Here is a 16,591-nt window from a genome sequence, read left to right as displayed (position 1 = left end):
TCAGTACGTCCAGCGGTAGGCCGCCGCGACCCGGTCGGGGCCCAGTCCGTCGACGGCCGCCGCCTCGCCGAGCCGTACGGCGGTCACCGCGTCGGCGAGGACCGGGCCCAGCGCGGCCCGCAGCACCGCGTCGGCGCGGAACTCCTCGACGGCCTCGGGCAACGACTGCGGCAGCCGGCGTACGCCCAGGGCCGCCGCCTCGTCGGGGCCGTAGCGGGCCGGGTCGCCGGTGATCTCGTCGGGCAGGGCGCGGGCCGCCGTGACGCCGTCGAGTCCCGCGGCGATCACACAGCCGAGGGCGAGATACGGGTTGGCGGCCAGGTCGACGGGTTTGACCTCCATGTTGGCGTCCTGGTCGTGGCGGCCGGCCGTGCCCGTGATCATCCGCAGGGCTGCCTCGCGGGTCTCGCGGCCCCAGGCGGTGAAGACCCCGGCCCACTGGGAGGGCCGCAGCCGCAGGTAACTGGCCGGGCTCGGGGCGGTGACCGCCGTCAGCGCCGGGAGGCGGGCGAGGACACCGGCCGCGAAGGACTCCGCCTCGGCCGTCATGCCGTACCGGCGGTCGCCGCCCGCGTGCAGGTTCACCCCGTCGCGCCAGCAGGACAGGTGCAGGTGGCCGCCGTTGCCGACGCCCTCGGCGGACACCGCGGGCGCGAACGACACCCGCAGGCCGTGCCGCTGGGCCACCGCCCGGACGGTCTGGCGGACCAGCACGCTGCGGTCGGCCGCGGCCACCGGGTCCCGCGCGCCCACCGAGATCTCGAACTGCCCGGGCGCGTACTCGGGGTGCAGCTGGTCGACGTCCACGCCCTGAGCTGCGCACGCGGCCAGCAGATCGGCGGCGTAGTCGCTCAGCCCGACCTGCCGGATCGCGCCGTACGCCGGCCCGGCGACCGCCGGGACGAACTCCCCGGCGGGCGCCGAGTCCAGTCCGACGGACCACTCGATCTCGACCGCCGCCTTGAAGGCGAGGCCGTGCCGCTCGGCGGCGTCGGTGACGGTCCGGCGCAGAAAGGTCCGGGCGCAGCCGGGGTGCCGGGCGCCCTCCTGGGTGATCCGGTCCACCGGCGCCCAGGCCCAGCCGGGCTGCCCGGCCAGCGCCACCAGCTGGTCGAGGTCCGGGTAGAGCCGCAGGTCGCCGTCGGGGGAGCCGAGGACGTCGGTGGTGACGACGGAGTCGTGGGCGAGGAAGGTGTCGAACACCGGGGACATGCCGACGCCCCAGGACACGGCCGCCTCCAGCCGCGCGGTGGGGATCGTCTTGACCCGGCCGACGCCCGCCGTGTCGACGTACGCCAGCACGATGCCGCGGACGCCCCGCGCGGACAGGCCGGCGGTGAGGGCGGCGACCCGGCGCAGGTCGCCGGGACGGCCGCCGGGCACGGGGTCGGCGAAAGTCGTCATACGTCCTCCTCGGCGGGCCCGTCGGCGCGCCGCCGGCCCGCGCCGCCCGCCTCGGGGTGGGAGGCCGGACGGGTGAGGACGGGACGACTGCCGCCGGCTACCGCCGGCATCAGCCGCCGTGCCGACGGGGAGTGGCCCTCGCTCACGCCCTCGCTCACGTATCCGCCCTTCTCACGTGCGGTCGTCCGCCGTCATTGTGCCGCCCGCCGATCGCGCTGTCCCGGCAACCGGGCACCGTGGGCGGTTCCGGGCACCCGGGGCGCATGAGGAACACTGGACCGGTATCCCCGCCCCCGACCGGAAGCAGGACATGCCCGCCACGCCCGCCACCCTCCCGGACGCCTCCACATCGCCCGCCGGCCCCGCCGACATCCGGCTGATCGTCACCGACATGGACGGCACGCTGCTGGACGACACCCAGCGGATACCCGACGGCCTGTGGCCGATGCTCGCCGAACTGCGCCGGCGCGGGGTGCTGTTCAGCCCGGCGAGCGGCCGCCAGTACGCGACCCTGCACCGGCAGTTCGCGCAGGTCGCCGAGGGCATGGTGTTCATCGCGGAGAACGGCACGTACGTGGTCCGCGACGGCGTGGAGCTGAGCTCCGACCCGCTCGACCGGTCCGTCGCCGCCGGGGTCGTCCGGACGGTACGGCGGCTGGTCGCGGGCGGTGCGGACGTCGGCGCCGTGGTCTGCGGCAAACGGGCGGCGTACGTCGAGCGGACCGACGAGGCGTTCCTCGCGCAGGTGCGCACGTACTACGTCGAGCACCGGATCGTCGAGGACGTCACCGCGATCGACGACGATGTGATCAAGGTCGCCCTGTTCGACTTCGGCTCCGCCGAGCACAGCACCGCCCCGGCCCTCGCGGGGTTCGCCGGCACCCACCAGGTGGTGGTCTCCGGCGAGCACTGGGTGGACGTGATGAACCGCACCGCCAACAAGGGCACCGCCCTGCGCGGTCTCCAGCGGGCGCTCGGCATCACCCCCGCGCAGACCATGGTCTTCGGCGACTACCTGAACGACCTGGAGATGCTCGACGCCGCCGAGTGGTCCTTCGCCATGGCGGGTGCCCACCCCGAGGTGATCCGCCGGGCCCGCCACCTGGCGCCGTCCAACAACGACGAGGGCGTGCTGCGGACCATGGCCCGCGTGCTCGGCCTGTAACCCGGCTCAGGGCTTGAGCCCGACCCCGCCGTACAGCGAGACGGGCCCGTCCGGTGCGGCCTCGGGCCGCCACTCCGCCACGGAGACGATCCCTGGCTCCAGCAGCCGAAGTCCCCGGAAGAACGTGCCCACTTCGGCGTGTGAGCGGGCCACCAGGGTGACCCCGCCGGCCGCGTAGGCCGCGATGCCCTTTTGGACGTTCTCGGGTTCGAGGTCGGCGGTCATCGTGGACAGCACCAGGCAGCTGCCGGGCGCCAGCGCGCCGACCAGGGTGTCCACCAGGTCGTGGGCGCCGTCCTCGTCGGCGATGAAGTGCAGCAGGGCGATGAGGGAGAGGGCCACCGGGCGGTCGAGGTCCAGGACGCGGGCGGCCTGTTCCAGGATGCTGCGCGGTTCGCGGGCGTCGGCCTGGACGTACTCGGTCACGCCCTCGCGGGTGCCGCGCAGCAGCGCGCCGGCGTGGGCCAGCACGATGGGGTCGTTGTCGACGTAGACCACGCGGGCGTCCGGGGCCACCGACTGGGCGATCTGGTGCAGGTTCGGCTCGGTCGGTATGCCGGTGCCGATGTCCAGGAACTGGCGGATGCCCTGCTCCGCGGCGAGCGCCCGGGTGGTGCGGTGCATGAACGCCCGGTTGGCGCGGGCGGCCTTCGGGGCGCCCGCGTCGATCGCCGCGATGCTCCGGCCCAGTTCCTCGTCGACCGGGTAGTTGTCCTTGCCGCCGAGGAACCAGTCGTACACCCGGGCCGGATGCGGCCGGGTCGTGTCGATGGTGTCCTGAATACGCGGGCCGGTCCCCGTCACGTGCTGCTCCTCCACCCGTCCGGTCCCGGCGGTCGGTCCGGGACGTGCGGGGAGCAGTCTGACACGATCATGCGGCGCGGCGCAGACAGTCTTCGGCCACCTGTCGGTCGAGCGCCGCCCGCACCAACGCGGCGGCCAGCACCGCCGGTTGGGTGTCCCCGGCCAGCGCGGTCAGCTCGCCGGGGTCCTCGGGCAGGCCGAGCCGCCCGGCGCCGGACAGCGCCTTCCCGTCCAGGTAGGGCGCGATGTCCGGCCACACCCGCTGCGCCTCGCGCAGGAAGATGTCGGCGCCGGCCGGCCCGATGCCCGGCTCCTCCTGGAGCAGCTGCTTCAGCGTGCCGGGGTCGCCCTCCGCCTCCCGGTGCAGCCGGCGCAGGTCCCCGCCCCAGCGCTCGGTCAACAGCTCGGCACCGTCGCCGAGCTGGGTGGCCGTCCGCTCGTCGTACCGGCGGTAGCCGCCCCGGCCGAGCGCGTTCACCCGCTGCTGCCGGCCTGCCTCGGCCATGCGGCGCGGGGTGTCCAGGTGGTCCTCGTGCAGGGCCCGGGCGGCGGCCACCGCGACCGAGGCCCGGATCCGGGCACTCAGCAACAGGGACAGCACCAGGAGCCGGTACAGCGGCCGGGGGGTGTCCTTCAGGCGGATGCCCGCCTCCTCGGCGTACGTCCGCCCGTACGCGGACACCAGCTCGTGCACGACCCGTTCGTCGCGGTTCATGTCCGCACCGGCTACGGCTTGAGCGGGTCGTGGCCCAGCGTCATCAGCCGGTGCCGCCGGCGGGTGTCCTCCGGTGTGTTCTCCGGCTCGGGCTCGTTCTCCGGGTCGGCCAGGTCACCGACGGTGTCGACGACCTTGTACATGACCCGGACGTCGTCGTCGGTGAGGTCGGTACGGCGCTTCTGCAGGATCGCGAGGACGTGCTGCCCGGTGGGCGTGCCCGCCTCCTCCGGCAGCGGTTCCGTCTCCTCGTCGGCGTCGCGGACCCTCAGCCAGGCCGCGAGTTCCGCCGAGGTCATGTTGACCACGCGGTGGAAGTCCTCCCACAGCGCCTCGATCTCCAGGGCGTCGGCCATGGGCCTCCCCCTTCCGTGCGGGAGTGGGTGTCCTAGCTGGCGGCGTCGTCGTGCGGGTGGTTCTCCGCCTCGAACATCCAGCGCTGCTTCTCCAGGTCGGCCGTGACCGCGATCAGCAGGTCCTGGGTGACCGGGTCGGCCTTCTCGGTGGCCTCGATCCGCTGGCGCAGCCGGCCGATGGCCGCCTCCAGCGTCGACACCATCAGCTGGACCACCTCGGTGTCGCGCAGCCAGCCGTCCTTGGTGCCGGGCAGCGCGAAGGTCGCGGCGATGGTCTCCGGACGGCCGTCCGGCGGCACGCCCAGTGCGGCGGCGCGCTCGGCCACGGTGTCCGAGTGGTCCCGGGCCGTGGCGACCACCTCGTCCAGCTGGAGGTGGATCGACCGGAACCGGGGTCCCACGATGTTCCAGTGCGCCTGCTTGCCGATCAGCGACAGGCCGAGCAGGTCGACCAGGGTCTCCTGCAGGGCGGTCCCGGTGACGCCGAGCGCCTCCTCGGGCAGCGTGCTCTTGACCACGGTCATGGCGCGTACGTCCCCTTTCGTGAGCTGTGCACGGTCATGTCCGTGGGAGCGGGTGCCCGGTGCGCCGGGGAGCAAACCGGCTGATCAGCGGGGCAGTACCCGGTCCAGGAAGTTCAGCACCACGGCGAAGACGTCCGCCTTGCAGGTCTCGTGGAACACCTCGTGCCGCGCCCCCGGGAAGATCCGCTCGGTCAGCCGCCCGCCGCTCAGCCGCTGCACCCCGGTCCGGCTGCCGGGCAGCGGCACCAACCGGTCGTCGTCGCCGTGCAGCCACAGCAGCGGCAGCCGGCCGACGTCACCGCCCCGGGCGACGGTCTCGAGGGTCCGCGCGAACGCCTCCAGCGTCGGCCGCTTCATGGGCCCGTGCCAGACCAGCGGATCGGCGGCGTAGGCGGCGCCCACGGCGGGGTCCCGGGAGAGCGCGGACGGGCTGATCGGGACGTCCGGGATCTCGTCGAGGGCCAGCAGCCGCCCGGGCAGCTCCCAGGTGCCGATCACCGGGCCGGACAGGATCAGCGCGCTCAGCTCGTCGCCGTACCGCTGGGCGCAGCGGGCCGCGATCAGTCCGCCCATGGAGTGGCCGACCAGGACCAGCGGCAGGCCGGGGTGGCCGGCACGGGCCAGTTCCGCCACCGCGTGCACGTCCGTGACCACGTCCTCGAAGTCCTCGATCAGCACCCGCTCTCCGGCCGAGCGGCCGTGGCCGGCGTGGTCGGGTGCGTAGACGGCGGCGCCGTGCCCGGTGAGCACGCCGGCGAGTTCCGCGTACCGGCCGGCGTGTTCGCCGTAGCCGTGCACCAGGAGGGCCAGGTAGCGGGGGGCCGGATGGGGCCACTCGTGTACGGCGAGGGGGCCGTGCGTGCCGTCGAGGGCATGCTCGCGGACGTGGGGCATTTCTCCTCCAGCTGCCTCGGTGAAGGTCCTGGGGGATCTTCCCAGTGAGGCGGTCGGGGGTCTATAGTCCAAAACTAGCAGTGCTAATTAACGGTGCTGTGCAGGTCCGTGATCCACAGAGTCGTAGGTCAGGAGTCCCAGCCGTGCGTCCCGTCCACTTCGCGGCCGCCCGCCGCACCCCCATCGGCAAGCTGCGCGGAGCCCTCTCCTCCGTCCGCCCCGACGATCTGGCCGCGACCGTCATCCGCCACCTGGTCGCCGACGTGCCCGCGCTCGACCCGGCCCGCATCGACGACGTCTACTGGGGCGCCGCCAACCAGGCCGGCGAGGACAACCGCAACGTCGCCCGCATGGCCGTCCTGCTCGCCGGACTGCCCGACTCCGTGCCCGGCGCCACCGTCAACCGGCTGTGCGCCTCCGGACTCGAAGCGGTCACCGCCGCCGCCCGCACCATCGCCGCCGGCGAGGCCGACATCGTGATCGCCGGCGGCTCGGAGTCGATGAGCCGCGCCCCCTTCGTCCTGCCCCGCCCCGACGAGGCCCTGCCGCAGCGCATCGAGACCCACGACACCCGGCTCGGCTGGCGGCTGGTCAACCCCGCCATGAAGGAGCTGCACGGCCTGCTCTCCATGGGCGAGACCGCCGAGGAGGTCGCCGAGCGGTACGGCATCTCGCGCGCCCGGCAGGACGAGTTCGCCCTGCGCAGCCACCAACTCGCCGCCGCCGCACGCAAGAACGGCCACTTCGACGACGAACTCCTGCCCGTCGAGCGCCCCGACGGCATCGTGGTCGAGCAGGACGAGTGCGTCCGCGAGGACACCTCCCTGGAGAAGCTCTCCCGCCTCAAGCCGGTCTTCCGCACGGACGGCACCGTGACGGCCGGGAACGCCTCGCCGATGAACGACGGCGCGGCCGGCCTCCTGCTGGTCAGCGAGGAGGCCCTGAACGAACTGGGCCTGGAGTCCCTCGGCCGCTATGTCGCGGGCGCCTCCGCCGGCGTCCACCCCGACGTCATGGGCCTCGGCCCGGTCCCGGCCACCCGCAAGGTGCTGGCCCGGGCCGGCTGGGAGACCGGCGACCTCCAGGAGGCCGAGTTCAACGAGGCGTTCGCCGCGCAGGCCCTCGCCTGCGTCGACCAGCTGGGCATCGACCCGGAGCTGGTGAACCCCACCGGCGGCGCCATCGCCCTCGGCCACCCCCTCGGCTGTTCCGGCGCCCGCATCCTCACCACCCTGCTGCACCGGATGCGGCGCACGGGCGCGGACCGCGGGCTCGCGACCATGTGCGTGGGCGTGGGGCAGGGGAGCGCGGTCCTGGTCGAGAGGCACTAGCGCGTCCGCAACGGGGGCTCCCCGCGAGGGGATCCGGTACACGAGCCGCAGCAAGGAAACGGAGCACCACTCCATGGCCACCCTGTCCGTCGCCGCCATTCTCGCCGAGAACGCCCGGCGCCGCCCCGGCAAGACCGCCCTCGTCGAAGGCGGCCTGCGGCTCACCTTCGCCGAGGTGTGGCAGCGGGCGCTGGCCCGGGCGGGCGCGCTCACCGGTCTCGGCGTACGGCCCGGCGACCGGGTCGCCCTCATGGCACCCAACACCGCCGAGTTCCCGGTGGCCTACTACGCGATCGCGGCGGCGGGCGGTGTCGTCGTCCCCGTGCACCTGCTGCTGTCGGCCGGCGAGGTGGAGCACGTCCTGCGGGACAGCGGGGCCACGTTGCTGCTGGTGCACCCGGCGCAGGCGGAGACCGGCACCGCCGCCGCACGCGCCACGGGCGTCCGCGTGGTCACCCTGGGGGGCGAGTTCGAGAAGCTCGCGGCCGACGCGGAGCCCCTGGCGTCGTACGTCACCCGGGCCGCCGACGACCCCGCCGTCGTCTTCTACACCAGCGGTACGACCGGTGTCCCCAAGGGCGCCGTCCTCAGCCACTTCAACCTGGTGATGAACGCGACCGTCAACGCCTTCGACGCCAACGACATCCGCGCCGACGACATCGCCCTCGGCGCGCTGCCGCTGTTCCACGCCTTCGGCCAGACGGTGTCGCTCCACTCCACCTGGCGGGCCGGCGCCACGCTCGTGCTGCTGCCCCGCTTCGACGCGGCCCGGGCCATCGAGCTGATGGTGCAGGAGGGCGTGAACACCTTCCAGGGCGTGCCGACCATGTTCGTCGCCCTCACGGCGGCCGCCGCCGACGCCGATCGGCTCCCCGCGCTGCGGGTGTGCATCTCCGGCGGGGCCTCGCTCCCGGTCGCCGTGCTGGAACGGTTCGAGGTCGCGTTCGGGGCGAAGATCTACGAGGGGTACGGACTGTCGGAGACCTCGCCGACCGCCACCGTCAACCAGCCGGTGTTCGGCACCAAGGCCGGCACCATCGGCCACCCCCTGTGGGGCATCGACGTGGAGATCGCCCGCGCCGAACTGGAGGGCCGGATCGAACTGCTGCCGCCCGGCGAGCTGGGCGAGGTCGTCATCCGCGGCCACAACGTCTTCTCCGGCTACCTCGGCCGCCCCGAGGCCACCGCCGAAGCCCTGGTGGACGGCTGGTTCCGCACCGGCGACCTCGGCACCAAGGACGACGAGGGCTTCCTGCGGATCGTCGACCGCAAGAAGGACGTCATCATCCGCGGCGGCTACAACGTCTACCCGAGGGAGGTCGAGGAGGTCCTGATACGCCACCCGCAGATCGCCCAGGTCGCCGTCATCGGCCTGCCCGACGAGCTGCACGGCGAGGAGGTGTGCGCCGTCGTCGTCCCGGCGCCGGGCACCGCCCCCGACGCCGCCGCGCTCACCGAGTGGTCCAAGGAGCACCTCGGCCGGCACAAGTACCCTCGGCGCGTGGAGGTCACCGACGGGCTGCCGCTCGGGCCGAGCATGAAGGTCCTCAAGCGGGAGCTGCGGGCGCGGTACGCGGGCCGCTAGGCGGTGCGCCGGCCGGCGCACCGGGACCGGCCGGCGAGACGCCGCTTACGCCGAACCCATGCATGTGCATAGCATCGGTTCCTCCATGAACACGATGACGCTCTGGCACATGTCCGGCTGGGGGTTCGCGGCGCTCGCCTTCGCGGCCCTGCTAGTCGGCTTCTCCAAGACCGCGGTCAGCGGGGCCAACACCGTCAGCCTCGCGATCTTCGCCGCGGTCCTGCCCGCCCGCGCCTCGACCGGCGTGCTGCTGCCCGTGCTGATCGCCGGCGACGTGCTCGCCGTGCTCACCTACCGGCGGCACGCGCACTGGCCCACGCTGTGGCGGCTGTTCCCGGCCGTGGCGGCGGGCGTGGTGGCGGGCACGCTCTTCCTGGTGTGGGCCGACGACGGGATCGTACGGACCTCGATCGGCGCGATCCTGCTGCTGATGGCCGGGGTGACGGTGTGGCGCCGGCGCACCGCCGAGGCCCCGCGGGCGCCGGAGGCGGTGACGACCCGGGCGGCCCGGGTGAAGGCCCGCTCGTACGGCGTGCTCGGCGGGTTCACGACGATGGTCGCCAACGCGGGCGGGCCGGTGATGTCGATGTACCTGCTGTCCGCGGGCTTCCGGAAGCTCGGCTTCCTGGGCACCTCCGCGTTCTTCTTCCTCATCGTGAACGTCTCGAAGGTGCCGTTCAGCGCGGGGCTGGGGCTCATCGACGGGCGCTCACTGCTCCTTGACGCCGCGCTCGTGGTGTTCGTCGTGCCCGGCGCGTTGTTCGGCAAGTGGGCTGTGAACCGGATCAACCAGCGACTCTTCGAACAACTCGTGATCGCGGCGACGGTCGTGGGCGGCCTGCAACTGCTACTGCGCTAGCCCCAGCAGCTCCGGGACGTCCGCGAAGGAGTCCACGACGTGGTCCGGGGTACCGCTTGCCTGTTCGTGCGTCTCCGGCTGGTACTTGCCCGTCTTCACCAGCACCCCCGTCAGCCCGGCCCGCTGCGCCGCGAGCACGTCCGACTCGATGTCGTCGCCGACCATCAGCGCCTGCTCCGCGCCGACCCCCAGCCGGGCCAGCGCCGCCTCGAAGAACGCCCGCGACGGCTTGCCCGTGACCTCCGCCTCCACACGCGCCGCCTGTTCCAGCCCGAGCAGGAAGGCACCCGAGTCCAGCTGCAGCCCGGCGTCGGTCCGCCAGTACAGGTTGCGGTGCATGGCGAGCAGGCGCGCGCCCCGCTGCAGCTCGCCGAAGGCCCGGTTCAGCGCCGCGTAGTCGAACCCGGGCCCGGCGCCGCCGATCACGACCACGTCGGCACCCTCCTCGACCAGCGTGACGTCCCCCAGGTCAGCGGCGATGTCCCCGCTGTTCAGCAGCGTGCAGCGGGCGCCCGGAAAGTGCTCGGCGAGATGGGCGGCGGTGACGGCGGGCGCGGTCAGCACGTCCTGCGCGCCCACCTCGAAACCGGCCTCCGCCAGCGTCTCGGCGATCGACGCCCGGGTCCGGGAGGTCGTGTTGGTCACCAGGGCCACGCCGAGCCCGGCCGCACGGAGGGCGCGCAGCGCCGCCACCGCGCCGGGCAGCGGCTTCCAGGACACGGTGAGGACCCCGTCGATGTCGATCAGGACGGCACGCGCGGACGCCAGGGACTCCATGGACCGACCGTAGCGACCCGGGCGGCGGACGGGTGCGTACGACCGGGCAGGCTCACCCCTGTGTCGGCTGGTCAGTCCTGAGTCCGGCCGTCCCGCGCGGGATGCCGGCGCAGCAGGTACGTGTCCATGATCCAGCCCTTGCGCTCCCGGGCCTCCGCCCGCAGCCGCTCGATGCGCGGGCCGGCCTCGGCGATCGGACCGGAGACGAGGATCTCGTCCGGCGTGCCGATGTAGGCGCCCCAGTAGATGTCCATGTCCTCCTCGGCGTACCGCCGGAAGGCCTGGTGCGCGTCCAGCATCACGACCACGTCGTCCACCCCCTCGGGGAAGCCCTCGGCCAGCCGCCGCCCGGTGGTGATCTGCACCGGCCGGGCGACCCGGTTCAGGCCCGTGCGATGCCGGGCGACCAGCGCGGAGACACTGCTGATGCCGGGCACCACGTCGTGCGCGAACTCCACCGCGCCCCGCTCCCGCACCTCCTCGAGGACGGCCAGCGTGCTGTCGTAGAGCGCCGGGTCACCCCACACCAGGAAGGCGCCGGTGCCGTCCTCGTCCAGCTCCTCGGCGATCAGCCGCTCGTAGATCCCGGCGCGGGCGCTGCGCCAGTCCCCGACGGCCGGCGAATAGGCCGCCCCGCCCGCCTTCCGGTCCCGCTCCGGATCCCGGGCCTCCACCACGCGGTACGACCCCTCGGGCAGATGCGCGTCCAGGATGTCCCGGCGGAGCTGGGTGAGATCGCTCTTCACCTCGCCCTTGTCGAGCAGGAAGAACACGTCCGTGCTCCGCAGCGCCTTGACCGCCTGCAGGGTCAGCTGGTCGGGGTCGCCCGCGCCGATACCGATGACATGAATTTTTCGCACGCCCCGAGTCTGCCGCACCCACCGCCTCGGCCTGCGCGGCGGGGCCCGGCGGGGGCGCGGCTCGGCAGCATGCTGCGCGGCACCCCGGCCAGGGCGCCGACGGGGGTCTCGACCCGTGGATCCACTGTCTCGGCAACGTGCTGCATCGCCCCGGTCGGGGGCTCGGCCGCGGCGCTCTGCCGGCGGGGCCGTGGCCTTGGCGCGCGCTGCGGCCGTCTTCGGGGTCGGGGGTCGAGCGGGGGTGCCTTGGCTCGTGCTGCGCCGATCCCTGGTCAGGGGGGTCGCGTGGGGTCTACTGCCTCGGCAACGTGCTGTACCGCCCCCGGTGCTGGCGGGGCCGTGGCCTTGGCGCGCGCTGGGACCGGCTTCGGAGTCGGGGGTGGAGCGGGGGCGCCCCGGCTCGTGCGTCCACTGCCTCGACGTGCTGTACCGCCCCCGGTCAGGGACCCAGGCGGGGTGCCTCCGCCCGCGCGTCCGCCGGTGTCGAGCTGTGCTCCACCCGGTCGGCCAGCTCCCGCGCCCACCGGGTGAGGCCCGGCAGGTCCAGGCCGTACGGCCGGTCCTCCCCCCGGTCGGTCTCCCACTCCTCGACCGCGCCGGCACCCCGCCGGAGCAGCCGCGCCCCGCCGAGGGCGTTCCCGCGGGCCGCGTGGGTGAGACCCACCGCCAGCTGGGCCAGCCCCCGCCACAGCGGACGCTCGTCCTGCGGGCCCGACTTCCAGGCGTCCTCGAACACCTCGTGCGCGTGGAACGGCCGCCCCTCGGCCAGCAGCGCCTGCGCCTCGGCAACCGTCTCCTGCGGCGCCCGCACGACCCCCTCCGGCTGCCGCGGCACCCCTTCGGCGCCGTACGGCAGCGGGCGCCCCAGCCCGTCCCGCGGTCGCGCGTTCCGGGCCCGCCCTGCCACGTCCCGGTCCCTGGCATCCGATGCGCCCGTGTTCGTCATACCGCCGATTGTCCCCCGCCCCGCCCGGGCCTTCTTCGGCGCACCCCCAGGCGTGGGGTAAAGTGCTGTCCGCACGATCACGCGGGGCACCGCGGGTGAGCGCAACGGGACGTGGCGCAGCTTGGTAGCGCACTTGACTGGGGGTCAAGGGGTCGCAGGTTCAAATCCTGTCGTCCCGACGGGAGCAAAAGCTCCATAGTCGCAGGTCAAAGGGCCCTGCTCCGCACAGCGGAGTGGGGCCCTCGATCATGTTCCGGGGAGTGGGCAGCCCGGTACGCCAGGTGCCCCGCCGAGCCGACGCGTCAACGGCACGAGCTCCCCGAAGCGAGCGGGTGCACGCGGCCATTGGGCTGATGGGTGCCGGTGAGATCGGTCTGATACAGGGCGGTCACCGTCGCCGCGGCGGCCGCACTCCAACTGGGCTCGACGAGCGCGCTCGTCTGCGCCCCCGGACGCCTGGAGCCTACGGTTGCGGGGTGTTGGGGGCAGAGTAGCCTGGAGTTGATCGGCGCCACCCGGTTCTGGAGGTAGGCGATGTTGATCCGATTTCTGCGGCTCCGTATGCCGCGCGGGCTCGTTCTTCTCGGCGGCGGCCGCCTGATCCGGGGTTTCAGCGGCGGCGACTACGACGGCCACGGATACCAGTCCTGACACCGTGCACGGGCGCATGGGAGGTCGTGCGGTGACCCAGGACACCGACGCCCTGGCGGCCATGGAGCGGATCCTCTCCCCGCACTGCCGTGTCACCAGGCTGTCCGGAGGGGCGCTCATCGCCGACTGGCGGCGGACGCGGTTTCTCGGCATGACGGCGGCGGACGTCCGCAAGTTCGCCGACCGGGACTCCGAGGAACGCGCGGAACTCGTCACCGGTCTGGTCCGGGCCGGCTGCGCCACGGCCCGCCGCAAGGCGTACACGGACGCCGAGGTCGGCCTCTGGCTGCGCGGCGGGCACCTGCTCATCCGGACGCTGGGCTTCGGGCGCGTGCTGCGGCTCCTGCCCCTGGTCGCTCCCGCCTACGCCCGGACGGACATCCCTTCCCCGGCGGACGTCGCACGGCTGAAGCGAGCGGTCGAGGCGCACAGCCGGAGCAGCTGGTTCGTCAACGACGACTGCAAGACCGAGGCCGTCACCGCGTTCGTCCTGTTGCGGCGGTGCGGGTGCAAGGCCGTACTCCATGTCGGTGTGCGCGAGCACCCGTTCGCCCTGCACGCCTGGACGTCCTCCGCGGGCCTGTGCATCCCGGATGCCGATCCGCGAGGGCACTCCTTCACCCCGGTTCTCTCGATCGGTGGTTGAGGGCGTCGACGTGGAGGCGCTCCGAGTCGAGTTCGCCGAGGGCGCACCCCGGCTCCGCACGGCCGAGACCATGGTCCGGAGCGGCCTCGTGACGACGGTGTCCTCACCGGCCGGCACCGCGGCGGTCGTCGGCTGGGCCGGCTCGGTCCGCGACCGCCTGGCCGGCGCACGCGCTCTCCTCGATGCCTTCGCCCGCCCGGGACCCCGACCGCCGCTGCCCACCGGCGACTTCGCGGCGGTCCTGGTGTACCAGGACCGCGTCCTGCTGATACGTGACCAGCAGGCGCGCATCCCGCTGTTCTACCGGGAGTCCGGTGGCCGGGTGAGCGCGGTGAGCACCTCGGCGCGCGGCCTGGGCAACGTCACGGAGCTGGAACCCCGCTACTTCTGCCACTACTTGACCGGCAACATGGCGCAACCGCACACGGAGCCGAGCCCGTTCGCCGGGGTGCACCGGGTGCTGGGCGGCGAGGTGGTGGAGCTGTCGGCCACCGGGCGGATGCGCCGCCGGGTGCCGGGCCGCACCCGGGGCACCGACGACCCGCCGGCACCGGCGGCGGACGGAACCGGTCCCGGGCAGGAGCTGCGCCGCGCACTGGAGCACGCTGTCGGGCGCCGCCTCGGCCGGACGGTCGCCTGCCATGTCTCCGGCGGCACCGACTCCACCAGCGTCGCGTTGCTCGCGGCCCGCCTGCTCGCCGCCGGACGGGGCGGCACCGGCGACCTGGTGCTGCTCGCCGGGCGCTTCGACCGGGGAGAGCTGGCCGGCGAACGGCCGTACCTCGACGAGGCGGTGGAGGCGGTCTGCCGGCAGGCACCCGGCGCCCGCCCGGTGATCGTGGACGCCGACGACGTGGCGGACTTCGACGATTTCCTGCACCACGCCGGGGACGCCGACGAACCCCATGCCCACGCCTTCCGCGCCCCCTTCTGGAGCAGGCTGCACACCGCCGCGGCGGAGCTGGGCTGCGACACCCTCCTGACCGGATGCGGAGCCGATCCGGTCGTGGACGCCAACCCGTTTCACCTGCACGCGCTGGCCCGGTCCGGACAGCTGCGGGAGCTGACGCGTCAGGCGCGGGTCCGGGCCGCGGCGAGCGGGCAGGGAGTACGCGACGTCGTCCGCACCCACGTCGTGCAGCCGGCGCTGCCGCTGGCCGCCGAACGGGCCGCCAGGCTCGTCCACCGCGGCACGGTCCTCGGGGGCCTCGGCCACTTCACCCGTCCGCCCTGGCTGCGCCGCGGATTCGCGCGGGCGCACGGCTACCGCGCGGCCGGCGCCGCGGAGAGCCGCTTCGTGTTCGGGCGCACGCCGGAACGGTCGCTGTACGACGCGGCCAACTACCTGGCCGCGCCCGACCCGCTGTCGTTGCGCTGCGCACAGCGCAACGGCTTCTTCCTCTCGCATCCGTTCCTCGACCCGGAGGTCGTCGCCACGATGCGGCGCCTCCCCGCCGACGCCGCGTTCCGTCCGGGCCGTCCGAAGGCGCTCCTGCGCGAGGCCATGGCCGATCTCCTGCCGCCCCGGATACGCGACCGGACCGCGAAGATCCCCTTCAACGAGCCGTACGTCCACGGACTGCGGTCGCACGGCGACGACCTCATCGACCTCTGCCGCTCGGCCCGCCATCCGCTCACCGCGGAGATGTTCGACATCGACATCCTCTGTCAGGCGGTGCGGGAGGCTCAGCTGGGCATGGGCGACTCCCGCGCCTGGGACCGCATGAACGGCTCGCTCGCTCTGGTGGTGTGGCTGGAGGGACTGCGTACCGGTCAGCGCTGAGTCTTGACGTCCCACAGGGTCGTCGCGACCGGGCCCGTGTCCACCTGGCGTACTCCGTACCGGTTCTCCACTGATTCCTGGGACTCGTCCTTGGCACCCGACGCGTTGATCGTTTCGAAAACGTTGACGCCATGCTGACCGAACTGCCAGTACACCGTGATGTACCGGGGCTTCCTCGTTCTTGCGTCGATCGCGTTGTTCTCCCTGATCCGGCTCTTATAGGCGAGGGAGCTGAAGTCCTTCTGGTTCTTCACCCACGCTGCCACCCGGGGCTTCTTCTCCCAGGAACTCCCGCTGGGCTTGAGGCGGTCTACGGAAGAGAGGTCCTTGCGCGTGAGGTGCACGCCGGCGTAGAACGTCAGCTGGTCGTAGCGGTTTTTCTTGGGGAGTTGTACGACCACTCGGGCGGAGAACGTGTCCTTGGCGTAGATCCAGTGCCCGTAGGGCATCCATGGCTGTGCCGACACCAACAGGCCCGGCTGGTGGATCTCCCTGCGGGAGACCGGGTTGTACGCCCTGAAGTCCTTCCAGCTCTCCGCGTCGGCCCGCCATTCTTGCATGGATCTGTCCTTCCGGCTCAGCCGCACCTGCTCCGCCATGGCGTGGAATTCGGTGCCCAGAACATAGAAAGCCGTATCACCGCGGTTCTCGATCTGGATGTCCACCGGTACGGAGAACGACTTGCCGCCCCGGTTCTGCATGGATTTCCCCACGTCCAGTTTGATGACGGGCAGGGTTTCCCGTTGGGACGGCTGGTAGAGGTTCTGGTAGCCGAAGTTGGCCACCGCGATGACCGTTGTGACGACCAGCGTGGCGGCCACCCGCTTGGGCGCGGGGATCTTGTCCAACGTGCGGAAAACCGTGAAGGCGGCCCAGGCCGAACCCACCGTGAGGAGACCGAACAACACCTTGAAGTACCAGTAGTCGCCGTTCTTCAGGATCTCGGCCCACACGAGCAGGTTGGTCAGCGCGGCCGCGAACGAGCCGATCAGCGCGATCACCCCGGAGTACTCGTACTTCCGCGACAGCCAGTGGTCCGCGGCCGCGATGGCGCCCACCAGCGTGGTGAAGGCCACCGCGACGAGCACGGCACCGGTGAGGCGGCCGGTGAACCTCAGCGCCGTCACGACGTTCTCGTAGCCGAACCATCCCAGCATTCCGGTCGTCGCGAGCAGAACCAGCATGATCAACGCAAGAGAGACCCGCGACGAACTGGTCTGCGCTTTCGCCAGCGTCCGTTGCGCCCGCTGGCGCGCGCTGGCGGGTGAGTTGCCGTGGATCCTCATACGAC

Annotated in this window: 17 protein-coding genes and 1 tRNA gene; 7 read left to right on the top strand and 11 right to left on the bottom strand. The window is 73.0% G+C overall.

What is annotated here, in order from left to right; genetic code table 11:
* The gene (locus ACIP4Y_RS07305; RefSeq protein ID WP_401388991.1) at positions 1-1,404 is read right to left on the bottom strand and encodes a glutamine synthetase; all 1,404 of its coding nucleotides are present in this window, start codon (positions 1,402-1,404) and stop codon (positions 1-3) included.
* On the bottom strand, positions 1,401-1,562 hold the full coding sequence (locus tag ACIP4Y_RS07300; protein WP_401388988.1) for a hypothetical protein: 162 nt from the start codon (positions 1,560-1,562) through the stop codon (positions 1,401-1,403). The genes ACIP4Y_RS07305 and ACIP4Y_RS07300 overlap by 4 nt, the downstream gene beginning before the upstream one ends.
* 152 nt (positions 1,563-1,714) lie before the next feature.
* On the opposite strand from ACIP4Y_RS07300, the gene ACIP4Y_RS07295 reads away from it, so the two are divergent.
* A complete protein-coding gene (locus tag ACIP4Y_RS07295; RefSeq protein WP_401388985.1) occupies positions 1,715-2,569 on the top strand; it encodes a Cof-type HAD-IIB family hydrolase in 855 nt (284 codons plus the stop codon).
* Between the two features lie 6 nt (positions 2,570-2,575).
* Here the strand turns inward: ACIP4Y_RS07295 and ACIP4Y_RS07290 are convergent, their stop codons facing one another.
* The 5 genes from ACIP4Y_RS07290 to ACIP4Y_RS07270 form a co-directional block, all read right to left on the bottom strand.
* Positions 2,576-3,373 carry an SAM-dependent methyltransferase gene (locus ACIP4Y_RS07290; RefSeq protein ID WP_401388982.1) on the bottom strand — a complete coding sequence of 266 codons (798 nt, stop codon included), beginning with the start codon at positions 3,371-3,373 and terminating at the stop codon, positions 2,576-2,578.
* 67 nt (positions 3,374-3,440) lie between these two features.
* Positions 3,441-4,088, bottom strand: coding sequence for an endonuclease (locus ACIP4Y_RS07285; protein ID WP_401388979.1), 648 nt, complete (start codon positions 4,086-4,088; stop codon positions 3,441-3,443).
* A gap of 11 nt (positions 4,089-4,099) precedes the next feature.
* Positions 4,100-4,444 carry a DUF3140 domain-containing protein gene (locus tag ACIP4Y_RS07280; protein ID WP_358638614.1) on the bottom strand — a complete coding sequence of 115 codons (345 nt, stop codon included), beginning with the start codon at positions 4,442-4,444 and terminating at the stop codon, positions 4,100-4,102.
* A 32-nt stretch (positions 4,445-4,476) separates the two neighbouring features.
* On the bottom strand, positions 4,477-4,968 hold the full coding sequence (locus ACIP4Y_RS07275) for a DNA starvation/stationary phase protection protein (RefSeq protein WP_401388976.1): 492 nt from the start codon (positions 4,966-4,968) through the stop codon (positions 4,477-4,479).
* An 84-nt stretch (positions 4,969-5,052) separates the two neighbouring features.
* The gene (locus ACIP4Y_RS07270) at positions 5,053-5,862 is read right to left on the bottom strand and encodes a lysophospholipase (protein ID WP_401388973.1); all 810 of its coding nucleotides are present in this window, start codon (positions 5,860-5,862) and stop codon (positions 5,053-5,055) included.
* Positions 5,863-6,005: 143 nt separating this feature from the next.
* On the opposite strand from ACIP4Y_RS07270, the gene ACIP4Y_RS07265 reads away from it, so the two are divergent.
* The 3 genes from ACIP4Y_RS07265 (at position 6,006) to ACIP4Y_RS07255 (ending at position 9,637) form a co-directional block, all read left to right on the top strand.
* On the top strand, positions 6,006-7,193 hold the full coding sequence (locus ACIP4Y_RS07265; protein ID WP_358638619.1) for a thiolase family protein: 1,188 nt from the start codon (positions 6,006-6,008) through the stop codon (positions 7,191-7,193).
* Between the two features lie 73 nt (positions 7,194-7,266).
* Complete coding sequence (locus tag ACIP4Y_RS07260; RefSeq protein ID WP_401388970.1) at positions 7,267-8,778, top strand: long-chain fatty acid--CoA ligase; 1,512 nt, start codon at positions 7,267-7,269, stop codon at positions 8,776-8,778.
* Positions 8,779-8,863: 85 nt separating this feature from the next.
* The gene (locus ACIP4Y_RS07255; RefSeq protein WP_401388967.1) at positions 8,864-9,637 is read left to right on the top strand and encodes a sulfite exporter TauE/SafE family protein; all 774 of its coding nucleotides are present in this window, start codon (positions 8,864-8,866) and stop codon (positions 9,635-9,637) included.
* Here ACIP4Y_RS07255 and ACIP4Y_RS07250 read toward each other — a convergent pair.
* The 3 genes from ACIP4Y_RS07250 to ACIP4Y_RS07240 form a co-directional block, all read right to left on the bottom strand.
* Positions 9,626-10,414 carry a TIGR01458 family HAD-type hydrolase gene (locus ACIP4Y_RS07250; RefSeq protein ID WP_401388964.1) on the bottom strand — a complete coding sequence of 263 codons (789 nt, stop codon included), beginning with the start codon at positions 10,412-10,414 and terminating at the stop codon, positions 9,626-9,628. The genes ACIP4Y_RS07255 and ACIP4Y_RS07250 overlap by 12 nt on opposite strands.
* Positions 10,415-10,485: 71 nt before the next feature.
* Positions 10,486-11,274, bottom strand: a complete 789-nt coding sequence (gene cobF / locus ACIP4Y_RS07245) for a precorrin-6A synthase (deacetylating) (protein WP_401388961.1) — start codon at positions 11,272-11,274, stop codon at positions 10,486-10,488.
* A gap of 439 nt (positions 11,275-11,713) precedes the next feature.
* Positions 11,714-12,220, bottom strand: coding sequence for a DUF309 domain-containing protein (locus ACIP4Y_RS07240; protein ID WP_401388958.1), 507 nt, complete (start codon positions 12,218-12,220; stop codon positions 11,714-11,716).
* A 105-nt stretch (positions 12,221-12,325) separates the two neighbouring features.
* Here ACIP4Y_RS07240 and ACIP4Y_RS07235 point away from each other — a divergent pair.
* From ACIP4Y_RS07235 to ACIP4Y_RS07225, 3 genes are all read left to right on the top strand, one after another.
* A tRNA-Pro gene (locus tag ACIP4Y_RS07235) sits at positions 12,326-12,399 on the top strand.
* A 503-nt stretch (positions 12,400-12,902) separates the two neighbouring features.
* The gene (locus ACIP4Y_RS07230; protein WP_401388955.1) at positions 12,903-13,517 is read left to right on the top strand and encodes a lasso peptide biosynthesis B2 protein; all 615 of its coding nucleotides are present in this window, start codon (positions 12,903-12,905) and stop codon (positions 13,515-13,517) included.
* The gene (locus ACIP4Y_RS07225) at positions 13,510-15,300 is read left to right on the top strand and encodes an asparagine synthase-related protein (protein ID WP_401388952.1); all 1,791 of its coding nucleotides are present in this window, start codon (positions 13,510-13,512) and stop codon (positions 15,298-15,300) included. Before ACIP4Y_RS07230 ends, ACIP4Y_RS07225 begins: the two co-directional genes overlap by 8 nt.
* Here the strand turns inward: ACIP4Y_RS07225 and ACIP4Y_RS07220 are convergent.
* Positions 15,291-16,586: a hypothetical protein gene (locus ACIP4Y_RS07220; RefSeq protein WP_401388949.1), complete on the bottom strand. Its 1,296-nt coding sequence runs from the start codon at positions 16,584-16,586 to the stop codon at positions 15,291-15,293. The two genes, ACIP4Y_RS07225 and ACIP4Y_RS07220, sit on opposite strands and share 10 nt — an antisense overlap.
* Positions 16,587-16,591: the final 5 nt, after the last annotated feature.

Source organism: Streptomyces sp. NPDC088810 (genome assembly GCF_044750305.1).
In the GTDB taxonomy this organism is placed as follows: Bacteria; Actinomycetota; Actinomycetes; order Streptomycetales; family Streptomycetaceae; genus Streptomyces.
Note: the sequence above shows the minus strand (reverse complement) of the source record. Positions and strands in the feature narration are given on the sequence as shown.

Bases quoted from the DNA above. Each gene is read 5' to 3' on its own strand.
- ACIP4Y_RS07305 (WP_401388991.1), bottom strand. From the start codon at position 1,404: ATGACGACTTTCGCCGACCCCGTGCCCGGCGGCCGTCCCGGCGACCTG.
- ACIP4Y_RS07295 (WP_401388985.1), top strand. From the start codon at position 1,715: ATGCCCGCCACGCCCGCCACCCTCCCGGACGCCTCCACATCGCCCGCC.
- ACIP4Y_RS07285 (WP_401388979.1), bottom strand. From the start codon at position 4,088: ATGAACCGCGACGAACGGGTCGTGCACGAGCTGGTGTCCGCGTACGGG.
- ACIP4Y_RS07280 (WP_358638614.1), bottom strand. From the start codon at position 4,444: ATGGCCGACGCCCTGGAGATCGAGGCGCTGTGGGAGGACTTCCACCGC.
- ACIP4Y_RS07275 (WP_401388976.1), bottom strand. From the start codon at position 4,968: ATGACCGTGGTCAAGAGCACGCTGCCCGAGGAGGCGCTCGGCGTCACC.
- ACIP4Y_RS07270 (WP_401388973.1), bottom strand. From the start codon at position 5,862: ATGCCCCACGTCCGCGAGCATGCCCTCGACGGCACGCACGGCCCCCTC.
- ACIP4Y_RS07260 (WP_401388970.1), top strand. From the start codon at position 7,267: ATGGCCACCCTGTCCGTCGCCGCCATTCTCGCCGAGAACGCCCGGCGC.
- ACIP4Y_RS07255 (WP_401388967.1), top strand. From the start codon at position 8,864: ATGAACACGATGACGCTCTGGCACATGTCCGGCTGGGGGTTCGCGGCG.
- ACIP4Y_RS07250 (WP_401388964.1), bottom strand. From the start codon at position 10,414: ATGGAGTCCCTGGCGTCCGCGCGTGCCGTCCTGATCGACATCGACGGG.
- ACIP4Y_RS07240 (WP_401388958.1), bottom strand. From the start codon at position 12,220: ATGACGAACACGGGCGCATCGGATGCCAGGGACCGGGACGTGGCAGGG.
- ACIP4Y_RS07220 (WP_401388949.1), bottom strand. From the start codon at position 16,586: ATGAGGATCCACGGCAACTCACCCGCCAGCGCGCGCCAGCGGGCGCAA.